This window comes from Actimicrobium antarcticum, from assembly GCF_039536745.1.
GTDB classification, from domain to species: domain Bacteria; phylum Pseudomonadota; class Gammaproteobacteria; order Burkholderiales; family Burkholderiaceae_D; genus Actimicrobium; species Actimicrobium antarcticum.
The window spans coordinates 23,962-44,124 of sequence record NZ_BAAAZE010000012.1; the positions used below are offsets into that span (position 1 = coordinate 23,962).

11 protein-coding genes and 1 riboswitch are annotated in these 20,163 nt (G+C 58.3%); of the genes, 4 read left to right on the forward strand and 7 right to left on the reverse strand.

Annotated features, from left to right (window positions below):
- Positions 1 to 46 precede the first annotated feature (46 nt).
- Complete coding sequence (locus ABD720_RS14460; protein WP_344764118.1) at positions 47 to 3,367, forward strand: DEAD/DEAH box helicase; 3,321 nt, start codon at positions 47 to 49, stop codon at positions 3,365 to 3,367.
- 254 nt (positions 3,368 to 3,621) lie between these two features.
- Here the strand turns inward: ABD720_RS14460 and nhaA are convergent, their stop codons facing one another.
- Positions 3,622 to 4,782, reverse strand: a complete 1,161-nt coding sequence (gene nhaA, locus ABD720_RS14465) for a Na+/H+ antiporter NhaA (RefSeq protein ID WP_344764120.1) — start codon at positions 4,780 to 4,782, stop codon at positions 3,622 to 3,624.
- 167 nt (positions 4,783 to 4,949) lie between these two features.
- Positions 4,950 to 5,639, reverse strand: a complete 690-nt coding sequence (locus ABD720_RS14470) for a VIT1/CCC1 transporter family protein (RefSeq protein ID WP_344764122.1) — start codon at positions 5,637 to 5,639, stop codon at positions 4,950 to 4,952.
- Between the two features lie 553 nt (positions 5,640 to 6,192).
- Between ABD720_RS14470 and ABD720_RS14475 the strand changes: the two genes are divergently transcribed.
- Complete coding sequence (locus tag ABD720_RS14475; protein ID WP_344764124.1) at positions 6,193 to 9,891, forward strand: PAS domain-containing protein; 3,699 nt, start codon at positions 6,193 to 6,195, stop codon at positions 9,889 to 9,891.
- A gap of 96 nt (positions 9,892 to 9,987) precedes the next feature.
- Positions 9,988 to 10,088: riboswitch (TPP riboswitch) on the forward strand.
- Between the two features lie 52 nt (positions 10,089 to 10,140).
- Positions 10,141 to 12,300, forward strand: a complete 2,160-nt coding sequence (locus ABD720_RS14480) for a TonB-dependent siderophore receptor (protein ID WP_344764126.1) — start codon at positions 10,141 to 10,143, stop codon at positions 12,298 to 12,300.
- Positions 12,301 to 12,459: 159 nt separating this feature from the next.
- Here ABD720_RS14480 and ABD720_RS14485 read toward each other — a convergent pair whose 3' ends face one another.
- From ABD720_RS14485 to pnuC, 4 genes are all read right to left on the reverse strand, one after another.
- Complete coding sequence (locus ABD720_RS14485) at positions 12,460 to 12,849, reverse strand: hypothetical protein (RefSeq protein ID WP_344764128.1); 390 nt, start codon at positions 12,847 to 12,849, stop codon at positions 12,460 to 12,462.
- 242 nt (positions 12,850 to 13,091) lie between these two features.
- Complete coding sequence (locus ABD720_RS14490; protein ID WP_344764130.1) at positions 13,092 to 15,419, reverse strand: putative bifunctional diguanylate cyclase/phosphodiesterase; 2,328 nt, start codon at positions 15,417 to 15,419, stop codon at positions 13,092 to 13,094.
- Positions 15,420 to 15,691: 272 nt separating this feature from the next.
- Entirely contained in the window at positions 15,692 to 16,210 is a 519-nt protein-coding gene (locus ABD720_RS14495; RefSeq protein ID WP_344764131.1) for an AAA family ATPase, read from the reverse strand.
- 2 nt (positions 16,211 to 16,212) lie between these two features.
- Positions 16,213 to 16,797 (reverse strand): nicotinamide riboside transporter PnuC, encoded by a 585-nt coding sequence (pnuC, locus tag ABD720_RS14500; protein ID WP_344764133.1) that lies wholly within the window; start codon positions 16,795 to 16,797, stop codon positions 16,213 to 16,215.
- Between the two features lie 233 nt (positions 16,798 to 17,030).
- Here pnuC and ABD720_RS14505 point away from each other — a divergent pair, with 233 nt between their 5' ends.
- Positions 17,031 to 19,226 carry a DUF1631 family protein gene (locus ABD720_RS14505; protein ID WP_344764138.1) on the forward strand — a complete coding sequence of 732 codons (2,196 nt, stop codon included), beginning with the start codon at positions 17,031 to 17,033 and terminating at the stop codon, positions 19,224 to 19,226.
- On the opposite strand, the gene ABD720_RS14510 is transcribed toward ABD720_RS14505, so the two are convergent.
- Positions 19,199 to 20,065, reverse strand: a complete 867-nt coding sequence (locus ABD720_RS14510) for a transglutaminase-like domain-containing protein (protein ID WP_344764142.1) — start codon at positions 20,063 to 20,065, stop codon at positions 19,199 to 19,201. The two genes, ABD720_RS14505 and ABD720_RS14510, sit on opposite strands and share 28 nt — an antisense overlap.
- Positions 20,066 to 20,163 lie beyond the last annotated feature (98 nt).

Consider the following 20,163-nt stretch of genomic DNA (forward strand, 5'->3'; position numbering starts at 1 on the left):
ACGCAACTTATAATCTGGTCTTCGCACCGACGACCTTTACGCTCCCATGGCAATGACTTCACACGCTTTCCCGTTTGACCACTCGCAATTACTGCGATGGCTAGGCGCCGCAACGCTGGCGAAAGCCCGGCCCTACGTGCGCTTCGTCTCGAAGCTGGAATGGAACGACAATGTCCTGCGCGGTATGGTGCAAGGCTCCGAAGCGACGCCCTACCAGACCACCGTGCGTTTTCATCAGCACGCAACCGGGCAACAACACAAGCTGGATATTCAGGGACTGTGCTCCTGTCCGGTCAGCGTCGACTGCAAGCATGTCGGTGCGTTGTTGATGGCCAGCCTGGAGCACAGCGCCTCCGTCAGCACCTCGGTGCGACCCGAACTGATCAGCTGGCTGGAACATGTGCGCGGACGGCTCACGCTCACCGATGGGAAAAAAACAAAATCAAAAAAAGCCAGCCTGGCACTGGCCTATGTGCTGGCACCATCGCGCTATGCACGGCATCACGAAGTGCTGTTTTTCAAGGCAGGCGTGGTCAGCGACGGCAGCATCCGCTCCATCAGCACCCCATGGAACAATGTCGAGAGCGCCCTGCTCAATCCGCCGCAGTTCATCGCCGAAGAGGATCTCGGCATCCTGCGCATGCTCTGGATGGGCCGCTCCCGGGCGAACTACGGCGGCGGTTTTGCACTGAGCGGCATCAATGGCGCTGCCGTGCTGGAAAAGATGCTGGCGACCGGGCGCCTGTTCGCGCAGGATACCGACGGAAAAATCACCATCGTGGCCCTGCATGCCGGTGCGTCACGCGCCGGTCGGATCGACTGGGACCCCTGTCCCGGCGACCGTCTGCGTCCGCAGTTGCAGACCGTCCCGTTCGCCACCAGCGTGATCGAAGTCGAGCCGTTTGCGTATCTCGATCAGGCAACGCATGAAGTCGGCCTGGTGGAGTTATCCTGCCCGGCGAACCAGATGGTGGAATTTCTTGGCATGCCGCCGATCGCGCCAGCGGAGGCGCCGGTCGTCGCTGCCGTATTGCGCCAGATCGCGCCGACCGTGCCTGTGCCACCGGTTGAACTGATGTCGGCGATCCGCGTCGTCGATAGTGAGCCCGTGCCAGTGCTGGCGCTGGACACGCTGCCGGTATATGCCCTGCATAACAAATTCTATGACGACAAATTGAAGCAGTTCGATCATGCCACCGTGCTGTTCGATTACGACGGCTTGCTGTTTGAAGTGGGTACGACCGACTCGCTGATGAAGACCCCTGACGGCGAAATCGTCCAGGTAAAACGTCATTCCCTGGCCGAAAAATCCCGCCTCGCCGAGCTGCGCCAATCCGGGCTGAACCCGGTTCCTCCGGGTTGCGTGTATGGCCCGCAGACGTTCCCGGCATCACTGTGGGGATTCAATGAAACAGACGCCTGGACAGATTTCATGCAGCACAACCTGCCGGGGCTGCGCGCGCAAGGCTGGCAGGTACATACGTCGCCGAATTTCCGTTTCAATATCATCGAGATCGACAGCATCGAAGGCCAGATGCATGAAGCCGCGGACGGCTGGTTCGACCTCGATATGGGCATCCGCGTGGGTGACCGGATTGTCCGGCTGGAACCGTTGCTGGCGGAGTTATTCCAGCGCGACCAGCGCTGGTTGAAAACCGGACTGGAGTCGATTGCCGACGACGAAGCGATCGAACTCAAGACTGATCGCGGCGAACGCCTGCGCTTGCGCGCCGATCGCATCAAGCCGGTCGTACGGGTATTGATCGACCTGTTCGATGGCGCAACGCCGGGTGCCAGCCTGCGCGTTTCCCGGCTTGATGCCGGCCGACTGGATGCCCTCAACGATACCGGCCGCTGGCAATTCCATGGCGATGACTCGATTCGCCAGCTGGCCCAGCGTCTGAAAAGCGGCGCGGGCATCAGCGAAGTGCCGGTCCCCAAAAGCCTGCAGGCAGACCTGCGCAGTTACCAGCAACAAGGCCTGAGCTGGATGCAATTCCTGCGCGAGCACAAACTGTCCGGCGTATTGGCCGACGATATGGGACTCGGTAAAACCATCCAGACGCTGGCCCATCTGCTGGTCGAACAGGAAGCCGGCCGACTCGACCGGCCAGCCTTGATCGTCGTGCCGACCTCACTGGTGCACAACTGGCAGGACGAAGCCAGACGCTTCGCGCCGAGCCTGCGCGTACTCAGCCTGCAAGGTGCCGGACGCAAGGACCAGTTTGACCAGATCGGCAATCATGACCTGGTGCTGACCACCTATGCCTTGCTGTGGCGCGACCATGAAATCCTGGCGCAGCACAATTACCATTTGCTGATTCTGGATGAAGCGCAATTTGTCAAGAATGCCAGCACCAAGGCCGCTGTCGCCATCCGCGACCTGAAGGCGCGCCATCGTCTGTGCCTGACCGGAACGCCGCTGGAAAATCACCTTGGCGAACTCTGGTCGATGTTCGACTTCCTGTTGCCGGGCTTTCTGGGCAACCAGAAGGACTTCACCAAACGCTGGCGCACGCCGATCGAAAAAGCCGGCGACACGGTGCGACGCGATTTGCTGGCGCGACGCATCCGGCCATTCATGCTGCGCCGGCGCAAGAATGAAGTGGCGACTGAATTGCCACCAAAAACCCTGATCGTGCGCCGCGTCGATCTCGACGGCACGCAGCGCGATCTCTACGAAACCGTGCGCACGGCCATGCACGAAAAAGTCCGGGCCGTCATCGCCGAACAGGGGCTGGCGCGCAGCCACATCGTAGTGCTCGATGCGCTGCTGAAATTGCGCCAGGTCTGTTGCGATCCGCGCCTGGTGAAGCTCAAGAAAGCCGAAGGTGTGAAGGAATCGGCCAAGCTGGAGTTGCTGCTGTCGATGCTGCCCGACATGATCGAAGAAGGCCGGCGCGTGCTGCTGTTCTCGCAATTCACGGGCATGCTGGCGCTGATCGCCACGGAGGTCGAAAAAGCCGGCATTCCGTACGTGCTGCTGACCGGCGACACCACCGACCGTGCCACGCCGGTGCGGCGCTTCCAGGACGGCGAAGTACCGTTGTTCCTGATCAGCCTGAAAGCCGGTGGCGTGGGCCTGAACCTGACTGCGGCCGACACCGTGATCCATTACGATCCGTGGTGGAACCCGGCTGCCGAGAACCAGGCCACCGACCGGGCCCATCGGCTCGGCCAGGAAAAACCGGTGTTTGTCTACAAACTTATTATCGCCGGCAGCATCGAAGAAAAAATCGTCGCGCTGCAGGACAAGAAAGCGGCGCTAGCCGAAGGCATCTTGTCAGAAGATGGCAAGGCCGCCGTGAAATTCTCGGGAGAGGATCTGGAAGCATTGTTTGCACCGATGCCGGCAGTCGGAAAATAGCTTGATTCAAGCTGAGCTGCAACGCCAACTCTTTCAAGGTGGGTTTCGAAAGCGTCGATTACGTTGCCGAATCGTTGGGCTTTGCAGCCCAACAGTCGGTAGTTTTCATGGTGAAATTTGCAGGCAATGCTCTCGTTGAAAGCGCTGGCTTTGCAGCAGAACGTGCCGTCGAAAACACAGTTTCCATCGATACCGGCAGGCGGGAATCGGGTTGCATCAAGCCCGGCACGACACCGCCGTTACGACTTCGACACTTACTTCCGGCTCCCTGCCAGCACCACCAGCGCACCCGCAACGCCGGACAGGATCGATCCGATCAACACGCCGATTTTGACTTCGTCGATCAACACGGCTGATCCGGCAAAGGCGAGCGATCCGATGAACAGACTCATCGTGAAACCGATTCCGCACAGTAGTGCCACGCCGTACAGCTGTGTCCAGTTACTGCCTTTGGGCAGCTGCGCCAAGCCAAACTTGATGGCCAGCGCGCACAGTCCCACCACGCCGACCTGCTTGCCGATGAACAGTCCGAGCGCCACGCCCAGTGGCACCGGATCGACCAGATGCTGCATGTCGAATCCCGCCAGTGACACACCCGCATTGGCAAACCCGAAGATCGGCACGACGGCAAACGCCACCCATGGGTGCAATCCGTGCTCCAGCTTGACCAGCGGCGACTTCCTGCCTTTGTATCCGACCACACGCAACGGAATGCAGAACGCCAGCGCGACCCCGGCCAGCGTTGCATGCACGCCTGACTGGTAGACAAAAATCCACAGGACAACCCCGCCGATGACGTAATAAATCAGGCGCTGTACACCCATCCGGTTCATCACGAACAGCACTGCCAGCACCGCCAGCGCACTCAGCAACATCGGTATCGACAGGCCGGTGGTATGGAACAGCGTGATGATCACGACCGCACCCAGGTCATCCAGAATCGCCAGCGCTGCCAGAAAGATTTTCAGCGACACCGGTACGCGTGGGCCGAGCAGTGCCAGTACACCCAGCGCAAACGCGATGTCGGTCGCGGCGGGAATCGCCCATCCACCCAGAGTCTGCGGACTGTTCCAGTTAAAGCCGACATAGATCAATGCCGGCACCACCATGCCACCCACAGCCGCGAATCCCGGCAAGGCCCGCTGCGACCAGCTCGACAGCGCACCGGTCAGCAGCTCGCGCTTGATCTCCAGACCCACCATCAGGAAGAACACTGCCATCAAACCATCATTGACCCAATGTTCCACCGACAGACCAAACAGGTCGCTGTGCAGGACGCCCAGATACGTCGTTTGCCATGGCGAGTTCGCCACCAGCATGGCGGCGACTGCAGCAATCATCAGGACGACGCCACCGGCGGCATCTGACTGGAAAAAACGCGTGATTGCGGAAGGAGAGCGGGAGGGTTTTATCATCGTTGGATCGGGACCATATTCAGGGGTAGGAGTTAATCAGACGCCGGTGCGGACAGGACTGCCCGCACGGTGACTTGATATGTCGTTTGCGGTTGCGGTTGCGGTTGCGGTTGCGGTTGCGGTTGTGGTTCTTATACACGACTAGCGTCGTTGTCAGTTCTCGCAACTCAAACAGTCGCACCGAAAAGCGCGCCCACGCCAGCCGTGACCGCCATCGCCAGCGCGCCCCAAAACGTCACCCGCCAAGCACCAACCAGCACATTGGCACCACCTACCCTGGCCGAGATCACGCCCAGCAGCGCCAGGAAAATCAGCGAGCTTCCTGCCACCAGCCAGATCAACGTGTTTGCCGGTGCAACCGCAGTCACGGCCAGCGGCAGCAACGCACCGATCGCAAAACTGCCGGCCGATGACAGCGCCGCCTGTACCGGTTGCGCACTGACGGTCTCCGAAATACCCAACTCGTCGCGGGCGTGTGCACCAATATCGTCGTGCAGCATCAGCTGTTCGGCCACTTGCTCGGCCAGCCCATGCTCGATACCGCGCGCCACATAAATCGCGGTCAATTCGCGCCGCTCGGCAACCGGATCGTCCAGTAGCTCGGCGCGCTCCTTGTCGAGGTCGGCGTTTTCGGTATCGGCCTGCGAGTGCACCGACACATATTCGCCCGCCGCCATCGACATCGCCCCCGCCACCAGCCCGGCTACACCAGTCATGAGGATGCTGCCCTGGCTGGCATTGGCGGCGGCCACGCCGACCACCAGACTGGCTGTAGAAACGATACCGTCATTGGCACCGAGTACGGCGGCGCGCAGCCAGCCGATATGCTGGGTGCGATGGCGTTCTTTGTGGCGCATGGGAGTCCTTTCGTTGGTCATTGTGCTGAATTGCTGAATCATTCTTTGTGATCGTTGCTGCCTGGAGGTTTGCCTGCATCGCGTCATGCTGAAACGGCAGCGCCGGTGCACGGCTGTCGATTGTATAGGTGGGCAACTCGGGTGACGTTTTTTGATCGTGTGCGATTTGATTTCACTCGGTGGATTGGACCGGTTCAGCTATTCCAAGCAGGCCGCGGCCTGATGCAAAGCCGCATGCCGAAGATCCTTGCGCGAGCGTTTGTCTGTCTCCTGAAAACCGCCTGTTTACCTCATTGGCAACACGATACAAAAACTCGTTCATGTCCATGGATTCCGATCTGGTTATGGCTTACCATCAACTGAATGCTCTTTGCAAACTTGCTGCAGGTTGTGAAATATGTCGAAACAAAAATCGACACGTTGCTGGAAAACGTGTGTTTTCCGATGTGTCTAGTTTTGCCAAAAGCAATCCCGAAGGCGCCCCTTCAGTTGATCTGAAGTTCGCCGCATCCTTTCCACCGGCCCTCCGATGCCACGCACAAAAGGGTTAGCCTTGATTGCTGCACCGATACCTGATTCCGAAGACGCTCGCCTGTGCGCCCTTCAACGACTCGACATTCTCGACACCGAGGCTGAGGAAGGCTTTGATGCATTGGTCAAAGCCGCCGCGCTGGTGTGCGACGCTCCGATTTCCCTTTTCAGTCTGGTGGACACTGATCGCCAATGGTTCAAAGCCAGCATCGGACTCGGCGATGTCAGGGAGACACCCCGCCACGGCTCATTTTGTTCGTATGGCATCTTGCAGGATGGACTGTTCGAGGTGCCCAATGCGCTGGAGGACGAGCGGTTTTCCGATAATCCTCTGGTCGTCGGTGATTCGCATATCCGGTTTTATGCAGCCGCACCGCTGGTGCTGGCATGTGGCGCACATGTAGGCGAACTATGTGTCATTGATCGAGAACCCCGCACGCTCGATCCTCAGCAACGCAAAGTCTTGTTGCAATTGGCGAAAGCGGCAAGTCAGTTCATGGAGATGCGCAGGATCGCGCGCGACACAGAACACAGTGCAGCACAGTTTCGGGCGTTGAGTGCGGCGTCACCCACCGGCATTTACGCGACCGATATGCACGGTGCGTGCACCTATACGAATGCCGCCTGGCAGCAGATTTTTGGCATGACCGAGACACAAAGCGTCGGCACGGGTTGGAAAGCGACCTTGCATCCGCAGGATGCACCCAACGTCTTTGCCAACTGGCAGGCCTGTGCCGAAACCGGTCAAAAGTTTGACATGGAGTTCCGCATCCACCAGCAGAGCGGCGAACTGCGCGTCGTGCGTAGCACTGCCGGCGCGATCCTCGATGCGCAAGGGCTACGTACTGGCTATGTCGGTACCGTCGAAGACATGACGCAACAATCCCACGCAAAGCACGCGACCGAATCGTTGCTTGGCATGATCAAGGAGCACTTCGTCGTTTCGGTCGGAGATCTTTCCTCCCGCATCACCGAGGTCAACGACGCGTTTTGCGATCTCAGTGGCTATCCACGTACGGAACTGTTGGGACAAGATCACCGCATGGTGACCTCGGGCGCCCACTCTGCATCATTTTTTTCTGAAATGTGGGCGAAATTGGCGCAAGGCGAGTCCTGGCACGGTGAGATTTGCAATCGCAAAAAAAACGGAGAACTGTATTGGATGTATAGCATCGTAGCTCCGCTCAGAGGCGCTGATGGCGCGATCGAGCGTTACGTTTCCGTAAGTCGCGACATTTCACAACGCAAGCAGTTCGAAGACCAACTGCGTAAAAGCCAGGTCTTCCTCGACCGCACCGGCCGCATGGCTGGCGTCGGCGGCTGGGAGGTAGACCTGCGCTCGAATAGCGTCTATTGGTCCGATGAGACGTGTCGTATTCAGGGCGAAGTACCCGGTTATACGCCCACATTGGAAGAGGCCATCCAGTTCTATTCGACAGACTCGCGTCCTATCATTCAGGACGCGGTGAACAACGCGGTGACGACCGGCCAGGGTTGGGATCTGGAACTGGAACTGGTGCGCAGGGACGGGGTGATCGTCTGGGTACGTGCCATGGGCTCAGCCGAGTTCGAGTATGGGCAACCTATCCGGCTGCTGGGCGCATTCCAGGACATTACCGAAGCCGTGAAAACACGCCGGCTCATTGCCCGTATTCATGACCGCATGCAATTGGCGACGGGCGCTGGCGGCATCGGGGTTTGGGAATATGACCTGATAACAGGCACCCTGGTCTGGGACCAGTTGATGTATCGGCTATTTGGCCTTGAACCAGATAGCGTGACAGATACCTACAGTTTGTGGACGCGCCACCTGCATCCCGACGATCAAAAGAAGCCCGAAGTTGCGTTGCAAAAGGCACTTGCTGGCGAGCAGGAATTTGCGCTTGAATTTCGCATTATCTGGTCAGATAAGAGCGTGCACGCCATCAAGTCCACGGCAATTGTGGAGCGTGACGCCAAGGGCACTGCGTTGCGCATGGTCGGAGTGAACTGGGATGTGACGCATGAGCGCGAAACCGAGATCGCCCTGGCCCAGCAAATCGAGCTTCTTCGCATCACCATGGAATCCATTGGTGACTCGGTCATCACCACGAATGCGCAAGGCGACGTCACATGGCTCAATCCGGTGGCCGAACGGATGACAGGCTGGACCATTTCCGATGCACAAGGACGCCCGCTGGTCGACATTTTTCATGTGGTCCATGAGCAGACCCGTTTGCTCGCCGAGAACCCGATCGAGACCTGCCTCAAGCTGGACAAGATAGTTGGTCTTGCAAACAACACCGTGCTGATCTCGCGCGACGGCATGGAGTTCGGCATCGAAGACTCCGCCGCCCCGATTCGCGACGCGCAAGGAACCGTACTGGGAGCCGTACTGGTGTTCCATGATGTGACCGAGCAGCGCCGCCTCTCTGGTGAAATGAGCTATCGCGCCACGCATGACGCATTGACGGGTCTGGTCAATCGGGTAGAGTTCGAATCCCGTCTGCGTTCTCTTTTGCAAAAATCGCATGACGACGGCAGCGTCCACGCTTTGTTATACGTCGATCTGGACCAGTTCAAGCTGGTCAACGACGCATGCGGGCATACCGCCGGTGATCTGTTGCTGCAGCAGGTGAGTCGTTTGATGGGTGACGTGGTTCGTGCGCGTGACACCCTGGCCCGATTGGGTGGCGACGAGTTCGGCATCATCCTGGACCATTGCAACGGCGAGCAGGCCCAGCGTGTCGCGCAGCAGATCTGCGACCGCATGGATGAGTTCAGGTTCCAGCATGACGGCAGACGTTTCCGGGTTGGCACCAGCATCGGGCTGGTAGCAGTCAGCAATAGCTTTGCCAATACCGCCGCAGTCATGCAGGCAGCCGACACGTGCTGCTACGCCGCCAAGGAAGCCGGCCGCAACAGGGTGCATACATGGATTGATAACGACCAGGCCATGCAAGTACGCCAGGGCGAAATGCACTGGACAACGCGTATCGAACAGGCGCTGGACGAAGACCGTTTTGTGCTGTACGCCCAGCGGTTGCATTCACTGGAAGGTGGCGTGCACGGCATGCATGCTGAAGTGTTGCTGCGCATGCTGGATACCGACGGGTCCATCATTTCGCCGGCAGCGTTCTTGCCCGCTGCGGAGCGGTTTCATCTGGCGACACGCATCGACCGTTGGGTGTTGCGAAAGTCGATTGCCTGGCTGGAAGCGCTGGGACCGAATCACGCGATCCAGCTGCTGTGCATCAATTTGTCGGGTCAAAGCGTGGGCGACCGCGCCTTTCACCGCCATGTCATGGAAAGCCTGTCTGCATTACCGGCCTCGTTGTGTGAACGTTTGTGCTTCGAGATTACCGAGACTGCTGCGGTGACCAATCTGGCCGATGCGGCGGTATTCGTGGATCAGGTTCGTGCCCTGGGCATCAGCGTTGCGCTGGATGACTTTGGTGCCGGTGCGTCATCTTTCGGCTACCTCAAGCGGCTGCATGTGGACTACCTGAAGATCGACGGCCAGTTCATCAAGGACTTGCTTGACGACCCTCTGGATGATGTGGCAGTGCGGTGCTTTGTGGATGTTGCCAAGGTCATGGGCATCCAGACGGTTGCCGAATACGTCGACAAAGCGCCAGTGCTGGAGCGGGTCAAGGAGCTGGGTATTACTTATGCTCAGGGGTTCTTCCTGCACAAACCGGAGCCCATTGAACGCTTGCTGGAGCTGCCGCAAGTGTCTTGACTGGCCGGGCGTGCACGGTTTGAACCGGCGCGTGGCGCCATGCACCGCATCAATCCGCCATCGTTCCATACACCACACGACCCGCGTGCTACACTCCGCTCCTGCTAGGGGTCCTGAAAGCATCAGCTTTCGGGTGAGATTTACCCTTTGAACCTGATCTGGATAATGCCAGCGAAGGGAAGCGACAGGCCCCCTCCTTCGACCGCTTCTTCGCTGCCACCAGTGTTTCCACACTTGATAGAGCGAACCATGCCGGTACCGAACCTCCGCCTGACCCGAATTGCCTTCCTGGTTGCACAAAGCCTCCTCGTCGCCTCTGCCGCCCACGCACAAACTGCCACACTAACTACCGAACAAACCTTGCCCCAAGTGGTAGTCTCCGAGACCGCTTTGCCACGTGATACCGGACGCAATGCCAGCGTGGGTGGATTCGGCACTGCGCCGCTGCTGCAAACGCCGGCAGCCGTCAGCGTCATCAGCCAGCAACAACTACAGGATCTGCAAATCCGTCGTATCGCCGATATCAGCCGGCTTGATGCCAGCCTGAACGAAGCCTATAACGCAGTTGGTTACGCCGAACAATTTTCCATTCGCGGTTTCGCCCTCGACAATGCATCGAGCTACCGCAAGGATGGTTTGCCGATTGCGTCGGATGCAGCGATCCCGTTCGAGAACAAGGAACGGGTCGAAATCCTGAAAGGATTATCGGGACTGCAAGCCGGTATCTCGACCCCGGGCGGCATCATCGATTTCATTACCAAGCGCCCCACCGCGACACCGCTGCGCTCCATCCTGCTGGAAGCCAGTGAACGCGGCACCGTCTACGGATCGGTCGACTTTGGCGGCAGGTTTGACGACAAGCGCTTCGGTTACCGGATCAACGCCGCCGCCGAAAAAATCCGCTCGTACGTCAAGGGTGCCGATGGCGAGCGCCAATTTGTGTCGGGCGCCTTCGACTGGCAGATTTCGCCCAAGGCATTGCTGCAGATCGACCTCGATACGCAGCACAAGTCCCAGCTCACGGCACCCGGCTTCCAGCTGCTCGGCGGCACCGACCTGCCCACCGGCGTTTCCGCCAAGACCATGCTCAACAACCAGCCCTGGAGCAAGCCGGTCGTGACCGACAGCACCAACGTTGGTCTGCGCTTTGACTACAAGTGGAACCAGGACTGGAGCAGCACCATCGCCGTCAACCGCCATCGCCTGCTGCGCGACGACTACGCCGCCTTCCCGTACGGTTGCGCATCCGCCGGGCTGTTCCCGGGTTTCTGTGCCAATGGCGACTACGACGTGTACGACTACCAGAGCACCGGCGAAGTAAAAACACTGCTATCGACAAAAGCCTCGCTGCAAGGCAAATTCGCCACCGGTGCCATCGTCCATCAGGTCACTCTGGGCATGGACACCTTGCGCCGCCGCGATGAATTTGGCGACTGTGTGTATGGCACGCTGGATTGCGCCGGATCGATGGCCAATGGCACCAGCAATATCTATCAGCCTGTTGTGGTCCCGGCCTCCACCATTTCCACCGGCCCGGTCATGCTTCAGCGCAAAGGCAACGAGCAATCGCTGTTCGTGCAAGACATCCTGACGCTGTCGGAGCAAGTCAAACTGCATGCCGGCCTGCGCCACACCCAGATTGAACGTACCCAGTTCGGCACCGCCTTCGAGCGCAGCTACGTGTTGCCATCGGTGGCGCTGGTAGTCAATCCGCTGGCCAACTGGACATTGTATGGCGCCTACTCGCAAGGTCTGGAACACGGTGGCGTCGCGCCGCTGCTGACCACGAACGCCAACCAGATTCTCGATCCCTCCAAATCGCGCCAGCAAGAACTCGGCGTCAAGGCAGAGCTGGCGGGCAACTGGCAAATGTCGGCAGCACTATTCCAGATCACCAAGCCGCTGGAATATACCAACAGCAGCTTCACGTACCTGCGCAATGGTGATGCCGTCCATCGCGGTGTGGAACTGGCAACCCAGGGCAAAATGACCCGTGACCTGACAATCGGGTTCAGCGCCACGGCCTTGCAGGCGCGCCAGCGCAATACCGATGATGCGGCCCAGAACGACCAGCGCGTGACCAACGTGCCGGACTTCCGCTCGGCGCTGACGCTCGACTACGCGGTGCCCACCATCGCAGGCCTGAAGCTCAACGGCGCATGGAATTATTCCGGCAACAAGGTGTTCAGTCCTGACAGCGTGGCGCGCATCACGATCCCGTCGTATCACCTGTTCAACCTCGGCGCGCGCTACCTGACCTCGGTCAACGGCACGGCCACCACGCTGCGTGCCAACGTCGACAACGCGTTCGACAAGTTTTACTGGCGCGATGCGTCGTCGGCACTGGGCGGGTATTTGCTGGCTGGCGCGCCGAGGACCTTCAAGGTGTCGGCGCAGTTTGATTTTTAATGTGACGTAAGCCGATGCAGCACGAGGATCACAGTGTGCCGCCGCTGTCGGCATGCTCAGGCACGGGCAAAAAAATGCGCGCCGTTCTGGCGCGCATTGTTTGATTCAGGTGCCGTCACCGACACCGTACCTCATTACCGCCGATTGACTGCAGTCGGCTTATTTGTTCGTATTCTTGTGGCTTTGGCGACCAGCTTCGACGTGCTGCTCGTGCGTACCGCCGCGTGAGCTACCCTGGCTACCGGATCGGCTGCCTTCCCCGCTGTCGGACTGTTTGTTGTCGCCCTTGTTGCTTTGACGACCAGCATCGGTCTGCTGATCGGAAGTCCCGCTGCGGGAAACACCGCTGGATTTTTCCGAACTGCCCGATTGGCTACCGCTGGTATCGGATTGCCTGTTGTCGTTCTTGTGGCTTTGGCGGCCGGATTCGACATGCTGCTCATGCGATCCGCCTTGCGTGCCAGAACTGCGACCAGAACCACCCTGTTCCCTGCCCTGCATCGCGTCCATCTCCTCTTGTGACTGCTTACCTTTTTGGTTCGTCGACATTACCATCTCCTTCGAGTTGAGTTAAGAGTTCACGGTAAAAGGGAGGTGGTCAACCAGGTGACCGGACTCCGCTGGACCGGATGGCAACCCGTCAAGGCAGCGCCATCGGTAGCGATACTAGGCGCTGGTTTTGGGGGTCGCTATCGGAGAACAGGACAAACCCGTGTCAGAAAATGACACGTCGAATGAAAGAATCGGTGAAGTTCTTTTGAGGAATTTACCGCAGGACAATGTCAAGGTTCTCAGAGATTTTCGACCTGCAACACAGGCCCGCAAATTGCCAGCGAGCCGGCCGTTAATGCACGCACAAATTCGTCTGGTGCCAGTGGTCGATAAAACAGGTAGCCCTGCGCGATGTCACATCCCTGACTTTGTAAAACGCGCAATTGGGCAAGCGTTTCGACGCCTTCCGCGACCACCTGCATCCCGAGCGCGTGCGCCATGTCGATAATGGTCTTGGCGACCGAGCGGTCATCAGGCTGATCGGTCAGTCCGTCGATAAAACTGCGATCAACCTTCAATTCCCCGATCGGCAATTTGCGCAAGTAGGCCAATGACGAATAACCGGTACCAAAGTCATCCACGCTCAAGGTAACGCCCATCGATTCGAGTTGCAGAAGCCGTTCGCGGACCTGATCGACACGCTCCATCAGCGCGCTTTCGGTCAGCTCGATACTGATGCTGTAAGCCGGCACGCCGGAGCTGGCGATCACGGCGGCAATGTTATCCACGAAGCGCGGTTCGCGCAGCTGATGTGCGGACACATTGATGGCGATGGGCGGCACCGCAATGCCCATCGATCGCCAACACGCAATCTGTCCTGACACCATCTCGAAGACACGGCTGCCGAGGATGGAAATCAGACCGCAGCCTTCGGCCACAGGAATAAATTGCGCTGGCGCTACCTCTCCCAGAACCGGATCGTGCCACCGCACCAGTGCCTCGGCACCAATGATCGCACCGGTCGCCAGGTGGATCTTGGGTTGATACTCCATGCGCAAGCACCCGCCTATCAGTGCCAACCGCAAACTGGTCTCCAGCGCCATGCGTTGCATGATCAGGACTTTCATGTGATTGGCAAAAAACTGGTACTGATTGCGGCCGTCGTCTTTTGCGCTGTACATCGCGGTATCGGCATTTTTCAGCAAACTCACGGAGTCGTTGCCGTCTTCCGGAAACATGCTGATGCCAATACTGGCCGACACGAACAGGGTGTTCTCATTGACCTGGAATACCGTTGCCATGAAGTCGACAATGCGCGCAGCCACGACATGGACATCGTCCACCGACACATTGCTCAGCACTGCCACAAATTCATCCCCGCCGAGGCGCGCCAGCGTGTCGGAATCACGCACGCTTTTTTTCAACCTTTCTGTCGCTTGCTTTAACAGCATGTCTCCGACGTCATGACCAAGGCTGTCATTGATGTTCTTGAAATTATCGAGATCAATGAACAGTACCGCTACCCGGTGGTCACCGCGTCGTGCCTGGCAAATCGCATGGTCCAGACGGTCGGAAAGCAATGTCCGGTTGGGTAACCCGGTCAATGCGTCGTGGGTAGCGAGAAACTCGATCCGGCGCTGTGACTCCCGGACATGCGTGATGTCACGCGAGATTGAGACGTAATTGACGAGGTCGCCAGCATCATCCTTGACCGCATTGATGGTCAGCCATTCAGGATAAATTTCGCCATTCTTGCGGCGGTTAATGATTTCGCCTTGCCAGGCACCGTCGTTGCGCAAGCCCCGCCACATGTGTTCAAAAAACTCCGGCGCGTGCTGACCGGACTGCAGAATGCGTGGCGTTTTTCCGATGACATCGTCGATGGTGTAATGCGTAATTCTTGTGAAGGCCGCATTGACCGTAAGGATGACGGCATGGGGGTCGGTGATGACGATGGCTTCGCCGGAACGATCAAATACTTTGGCAGCAAGCCGGAGCTGTTCGTCGGCGTGCCGTTTCAGGCTGCTGTCGCTGGCCTGGGTGCACACCGATGTGACGACACCGTCAAGATCGAACAACGGAAAGCGCATACTCTCCAGCCTGACCGCACGACCACCGATCGTGACGTCGTCGAATGAGTGCGTCACGCCTGCACTGGCGATCGTCTCCAGGTCGCAGCCACGCAATACCTGACCAATGTCTGCACCAAAGAGCTGATGATCGGTTTTGCCAATGACCGTGGCCGCATCGACATCGAACAATTCTTCGAAGCAGCGGTTGACGAACTCGTATCGACCTGCCACATCTTTCAGCATCACGATCGATGCTGAATGGTTCATGATGGCCAGCAAGCGTCCTTCGCTTTCCCGGATTTTCTCTTGTACCGACGCGAGTTCGGCCGACTTGGTTTTGCTTACCTCGATGACGTTGGTCAATATCCGGATAATCCCCTCCAGTTCTTTATGTGAATCTGGGAGGCGCTCCGGTTGCGCTACCGGTTTCGTGGAAGTGATGGGGCTGTTCGCCGGATCGGGTACGCCGTGACTGAACGGTCCGGCGAGCCCCGGCGTGGACACGGCGCCGGCAACGTTTTCGCTGCTCTCGATAATTGCCTGAACTCTTTTCATGATGTCGCTCATGGCGTACGGCGCTCCCTGTCTTCGTGCCGACAGCAGGTGCGATTTGTACCGAACCGGGATGAAAACCTGGTTTAGATCGTCACTCGCCTTGTATCAGCATTGCTTTTTGGTATGCACTGAAGATAACCCAGAGTAACAATCCATTGCAATCGACTTGGCCGACTTTTTAATTTATTTAAAATTTACGGGCGTGTTTTTGGAATTTGTGGAAAAACACCGACGCAGCCTGGACGAATTGCTTATCCCATCACAGAAACCGATCACTTGCCTGCCGATATCTCCAGCAACCGATCCGCCTCAACGAGCCGTTTTTCCAGCGTTCCCGACAACAAATGAAAACCCGAACCAGTAGACATCAACTGCGCAATCAGGCACTGATGCACGGTATCGCGCACGTCAGCCGATTCGCGCTGCAACCCATCGGCGATCCAGGGTGTATCCGGCGCGGTGACGAAGGTTAGTGCATAACGCCGGCTGGCAGCCAAGGCTGCGAGCGCGGCATCAACACGGCCAAAATAGAATTGGCTGTACAGCGCCGTCATCAATGGCGTGGTATCACAGAACAGCCAGCGGTTGGCGTCTCGTGCAAACGTGTCTTCACGTGCAACCTGACGACTGGCGATCAGAAATTGCTCGTCTTCGTGTGGCGTGCGCTGATGCATATCGACGAATTCGCGCAGGTATTCGGGCACCCACAGCGTTTGATGGCGCGTGGCCAGTGCCGCCGCCAGCGTTGATTTCCCGGTCGACTCGGCACCCAGGATCGCTATCGCTGCCACCCTCACAATGTCTTGCGCCAGGTGCGCAAACCAATCACCGCCATCACGACGAAAATGCCATACAAGATTGCCGTCAACGCCAACCCCTTGTAGAGATACAACGCAATGTATAACAGGTCGACGACGATCCAGACATGCCAGTTTTCCAGCTTCTTGCGCGACAGCAGCCATTGTCCAAGCAAGCTGCCAGCGGTCAGGAAGCCGTCTGCGTACGGGACATCGGTATCGGTAAACGAGGTCAGGAACAGCGACAGGATGGCGAACCCTGCCAGCCATGCCAGGCCGGAACGCAGCCAGCCTCGCGGCGACAGGCTGGTGACGGTCAATGGCGACTGCGCCACGCCGCCATACAGCCACTGATACCAGCCCCATACCGAGAGAACAATGAACACGACCTGCAGTCCGGCATCGCCATACAACCGGGACTGCAGAAAAACGGCGGCATACGTGCCCGACGAAATAATCGAAAACAGCCAGCCCCAGTGGTTCTGGCGTATGGTCAAAAGGACCGTAATCAGTGCAAGAATGAACGAAACCAGTTCGAGCGGTGCTGTGGTCAAACCGAATAACTGGAGTGGATCGTTCATGAAGGAGCGTCGGAAACGTAACGCGACAGTATAGGGCAGCGGCCTGTATTGCGGCTCGCTGCGCAACAGCCTTTTACCTGCTGAACATGACTGGCAGCAGCACCCGAACACCATCAGGAGACAACTATTACTTTCCACATGGAAATAACCGTAAGGCTGATGCATAATCAGTCCAACGACTCTTAATCGACTTTCATACCGCCATTCAAACAATGTCCGCTGGAACTCCACCCATGGCGTCCAATACCAGCCCTGACGCAGCCTCTTTTCCGCCGGTTACGCACAGGCGGCGCAGTGACGTCCTGTCGACGCTGGTCCCGGTCGTCATTGGCATGGTCGATGCGCAATTTTCAGCCTTCACGGAACACCTGTCCGCCACCTTGATGGAACTCTCGGAGAGTAGCGGCGATGCCCGGGAAGCCAACCTTTGCTTCAATCTCGCCAACCTGCTGACGAACAATCGCTATGCGTTTTTGCATATTGCATCGGACCGGCTGGAACAGGCACTGAAACAGGAAATCACGCTGCTCGAAAATGGTGCAGGACAAGCGGTATCGCGCCGTGCGGGTGACATGTCGCTGGTGCCGTACGCCGAAATGGATAACAAGGTGCTGCTGGGTGTCAGTGCCCGCCTGTTCGACATCGACAATGCCGGACAGCTGGCAGCGCTCAACAGCAGGCTTGCCATCCTGCTCCAGCGCGATGCGATCAATGTGGCGCAGAATCCGTTTCGTCCCGAGGTATTTCTTGGTGCTGTACATGCGGCATGGAACGAGTTCGTGCCATCGTCGGAATCTGCCATTGCGATCCTGCCTTTGCTGCGCCCGGGCGTATTCCTCGATTTGCCACCCATCATCAAGGCGCTCAACGATACCCTGATCGCCCGTGGCGTATTGCCTGAACTGATCGACGTCTATCAGATTCGCAAATCTGGTGGTCACCCCGGCACCGCCTCTCGCGAAGCAGACCAGGCAGCGCTGAAGCAGCAACTGCGTCACCTGTTCGATGCAGCCGACATCGGCGATCATCAAGGTACCAGCGGTATCAGCGGAACAGGCGGCACGAACATCACCGCTCAACCAGACTGGTCGGCAAGTCGCGTTGCCGGTGATTCGTTGTTGGGTCAGTTGCAGCAACATCAGGCACTGCCAGCAGCGCAACGGCACCCGGCGCGCAATCAGCTGTCGCGCATCAAGGCAGATGCGCCGGCCGGCAGCTTGAGCCGTACCGATGAAACGACAATAGACTTGCTGGTTCAGGTATTCGACAGCGTATTCCGGGACCAGTACGTTCCCACCGAAATCAAGGAACTGATCAGCCTGCTGCAAGTACCGGTACTTCAGGAGGCATTACGCGACAAGGAATTCTTTTATAGCGAAGATCATCCGGCACGAAAGCTGATCGACTTGCTGACCCGTTCCGGCATGGTGTGGGATCGGGCCAAAGGTGCCGATGATCCGTTGTTCGTGACGATCAAGAACAGTATCGAACGCCTGAGCGAGAACGATCTGCCCGACCCGGGCAACCGTTTTGCCGAGGCCACCGGCAATCTGACTGCCTACATCGCCCACGACGAGGCGACCGCTGCCGGCGCGCTTGAAGCGCCTATCCACGAGGCGCTGCAGACCGAAAAAATCCGTAGCGCCACCCGCTCGGCCCAACAGGATGTGGCAGTACGCATCAATACCGGCGAAGTCGCGCCATTCGTCGAAGCTTTCCTGGAGAGCCGGTGGGTGCCGGTATTGACGCTGGCGCACAGCATCAAAAATGACAAGCCGGACGTGCTGACCAGTGCGATCAGGACGATGGATGATCTGCTCTGGAGCATCAAGCCCAAGATCACACCCGGCCATCGCAAGGAACTGATCGCGCGCCTGCCTGCGATTTTGTCGATGCTCAACAAATGGCTCAACATCATCAAGTGGGAAGACGCCGACCGGCTGCAGTTTTTTGCCGATCTGGCGGAATGCCATGCTTCGATCGTGCGGGCGCCGCTGGAACTGTCACCCGAACGCCAGGTAGAAATTGCCGTCGAGGTAGCCAGAAAAGCTGCCGAGCGCCGCATCGAAATCAAGGCCCGCGAACAAACGCAGGCCGAGCCGGAACCGGATCAGTTTGTCGATGAGGTGGAGCAATTGCGACGCGGCGCGTGGCTCGAATTCGACCAGGCATCGGCAGATCCGAAACACGTCAGGCTGGCCTGGGTCAGCCCGTTACGCACCCTGTATATTTTTTCAACCCGGGAACGCCAGGAAGCGTTTTCGATGTCAGCCGACGATCTCGCTACTGCATTTCGCGCAGGCAGCGCCCGCGAAGTGCATGTCGACGGCGCGGTGCAGCGTGCTCTGGCAAATGCGCTGATGCATACTCCGGCCATCAGCGCCCCGCTGCTCGCCGAGACTCAGGCCTCGGCCGAGGACAACGCCTGATCCGTATGCCATGGCAGCACCAGCCCCTGCGCTGCGTCATCGACGGCCGTAATCCGGATAACCGGTACCGCAGAACTCACGGCACCGAACACGGTGGCAAACGGCGCATCGACCGCATCGCGTCCGGTACCCAGGCGCAGTAGCGCCATCGGTGGCGACACGCCGCTCGGATCAAACAGATACCAGCGCCCGCTCAGCATGACCTCGACATACGCATGGAAGTCCAGCGGTCGCAACGACTGGTCGACACCGTAATCGATCCCGGTCACAAAACGCGCCGGCAGGTTGACCGCCCGGCATAAAGCAATCATCAGATGGGCAAAATCGCGGCACACGCCAACCTGCTCGATGATCGTGTCGAGCGCCGAGGTGCTGGCATTGGTGCTACCGGACTGGAACATCACGCGCTGCCTGATCCACTGCTGAATCGCGATGACCCGATGGTAGCCAGGCGGTATCGCACCAAACTCCCGTCCGGCCAGTGCATGCAGTCGATCGGACTGGCAATACCGGCTGGGGTAGATGTAGGTCAGTGCCTGTGGCGCCACCTGGTCGATCGGCATTTCCTGCAACGCATCGGGCGCGGCAACGTGATGCACGAGGTCGACTGTGGCTTCATAGTGCACGTTGAGCAGTCCGTTGCCGGATTGCAGTCGCAGATAACGCGAACCCGTTTCCGGTGCCGTGTAGACGGTCGATCGCACATCCTGGCTAATGTGCAGGGATTCGCTGACCACCGTTTGATAAGGCGTCTTTGCAGCGTGGATATTAAAAATGAAATCGCTTCCGCTATCGAAGATTTCGTAGCTCAGATCTATGGAAAAGTTCAGCCGGATCATGACGCGTATTTTTCAAAAAAAGGAGGAGTTGGTGCCGCAAACCATGAAGTCGGCGCAGAAGTATCGGCGCGGAAACATCACCGTAGCGGCGGGCGAAT

Excerpts from the sequence above, each read along its gene's own strand:
- ABD720_RS14460 (WP_344764118.1), top strand. The coding sequence starts at position 47 with ATGGCAATGACTTCACACGCTTTCCCGTTTGACCACTCGCAATTACTG.
- ABD720_RS14485 (WP_344764128.1), bottom strand. The coding sequence starts at position 12,849 with ATGTCGACGAACCAAAAAGGTAAGCAGTCACAAGAGGAGATGGACGCG.
- nhaA (WP_344764120.1), bottom strand. The coding sequence starts at position 4,782 with ATGATAAAACCCTCCCGCTCTCCTTCCGCAATCACGCGTTTTTTCCAG.
- ABD720_RS14470 (WP_344764122.1), bottom strand. The coding sequence starts at position 5,639 with ATGCGCCACAAAGAACGCCATCGCACCCAGCATATCGGCTGGCTGCGC.
- ABD720_RS14510 (WP_344764142.1), bottom strand. The coding sequence starts at position 20,065 with ATGATCCGGCTGAACTTTTCCATAGATCTGAGCTACGAAATCTTCGAT.
- ABD720_RS14490 (WP_344764130.1), bottom strand. The coding sequence starts at position 15,419 with ATGAAAAGAGTTCAGGCAATTATCGAGAGCAGCGAAAACGTTGCCGGC.
- ABD720_RS14505 (WP_344764138.1), top strand. The coding sequence starts at position 17,031 with ATGGCGTCCAATACCAGCCCTGACGCAGCCTCTTTTCCGCCGGTTACG.
- ABD720_RS14480 (WP_344764126.1), top strand. The coding sequence starts at position 10,141 with ATGCCGGTACCGAACCTCCGCCTGACCCGAATTGCCTTCCTGGTTGCA.
- pnuC (WP_344764133.1), bottom strand. The coding sequence starts at position 16,797 with ATGAACGATCCACTCCAGTTATTCGGTTTGACCACAGCACCGCTCGAA.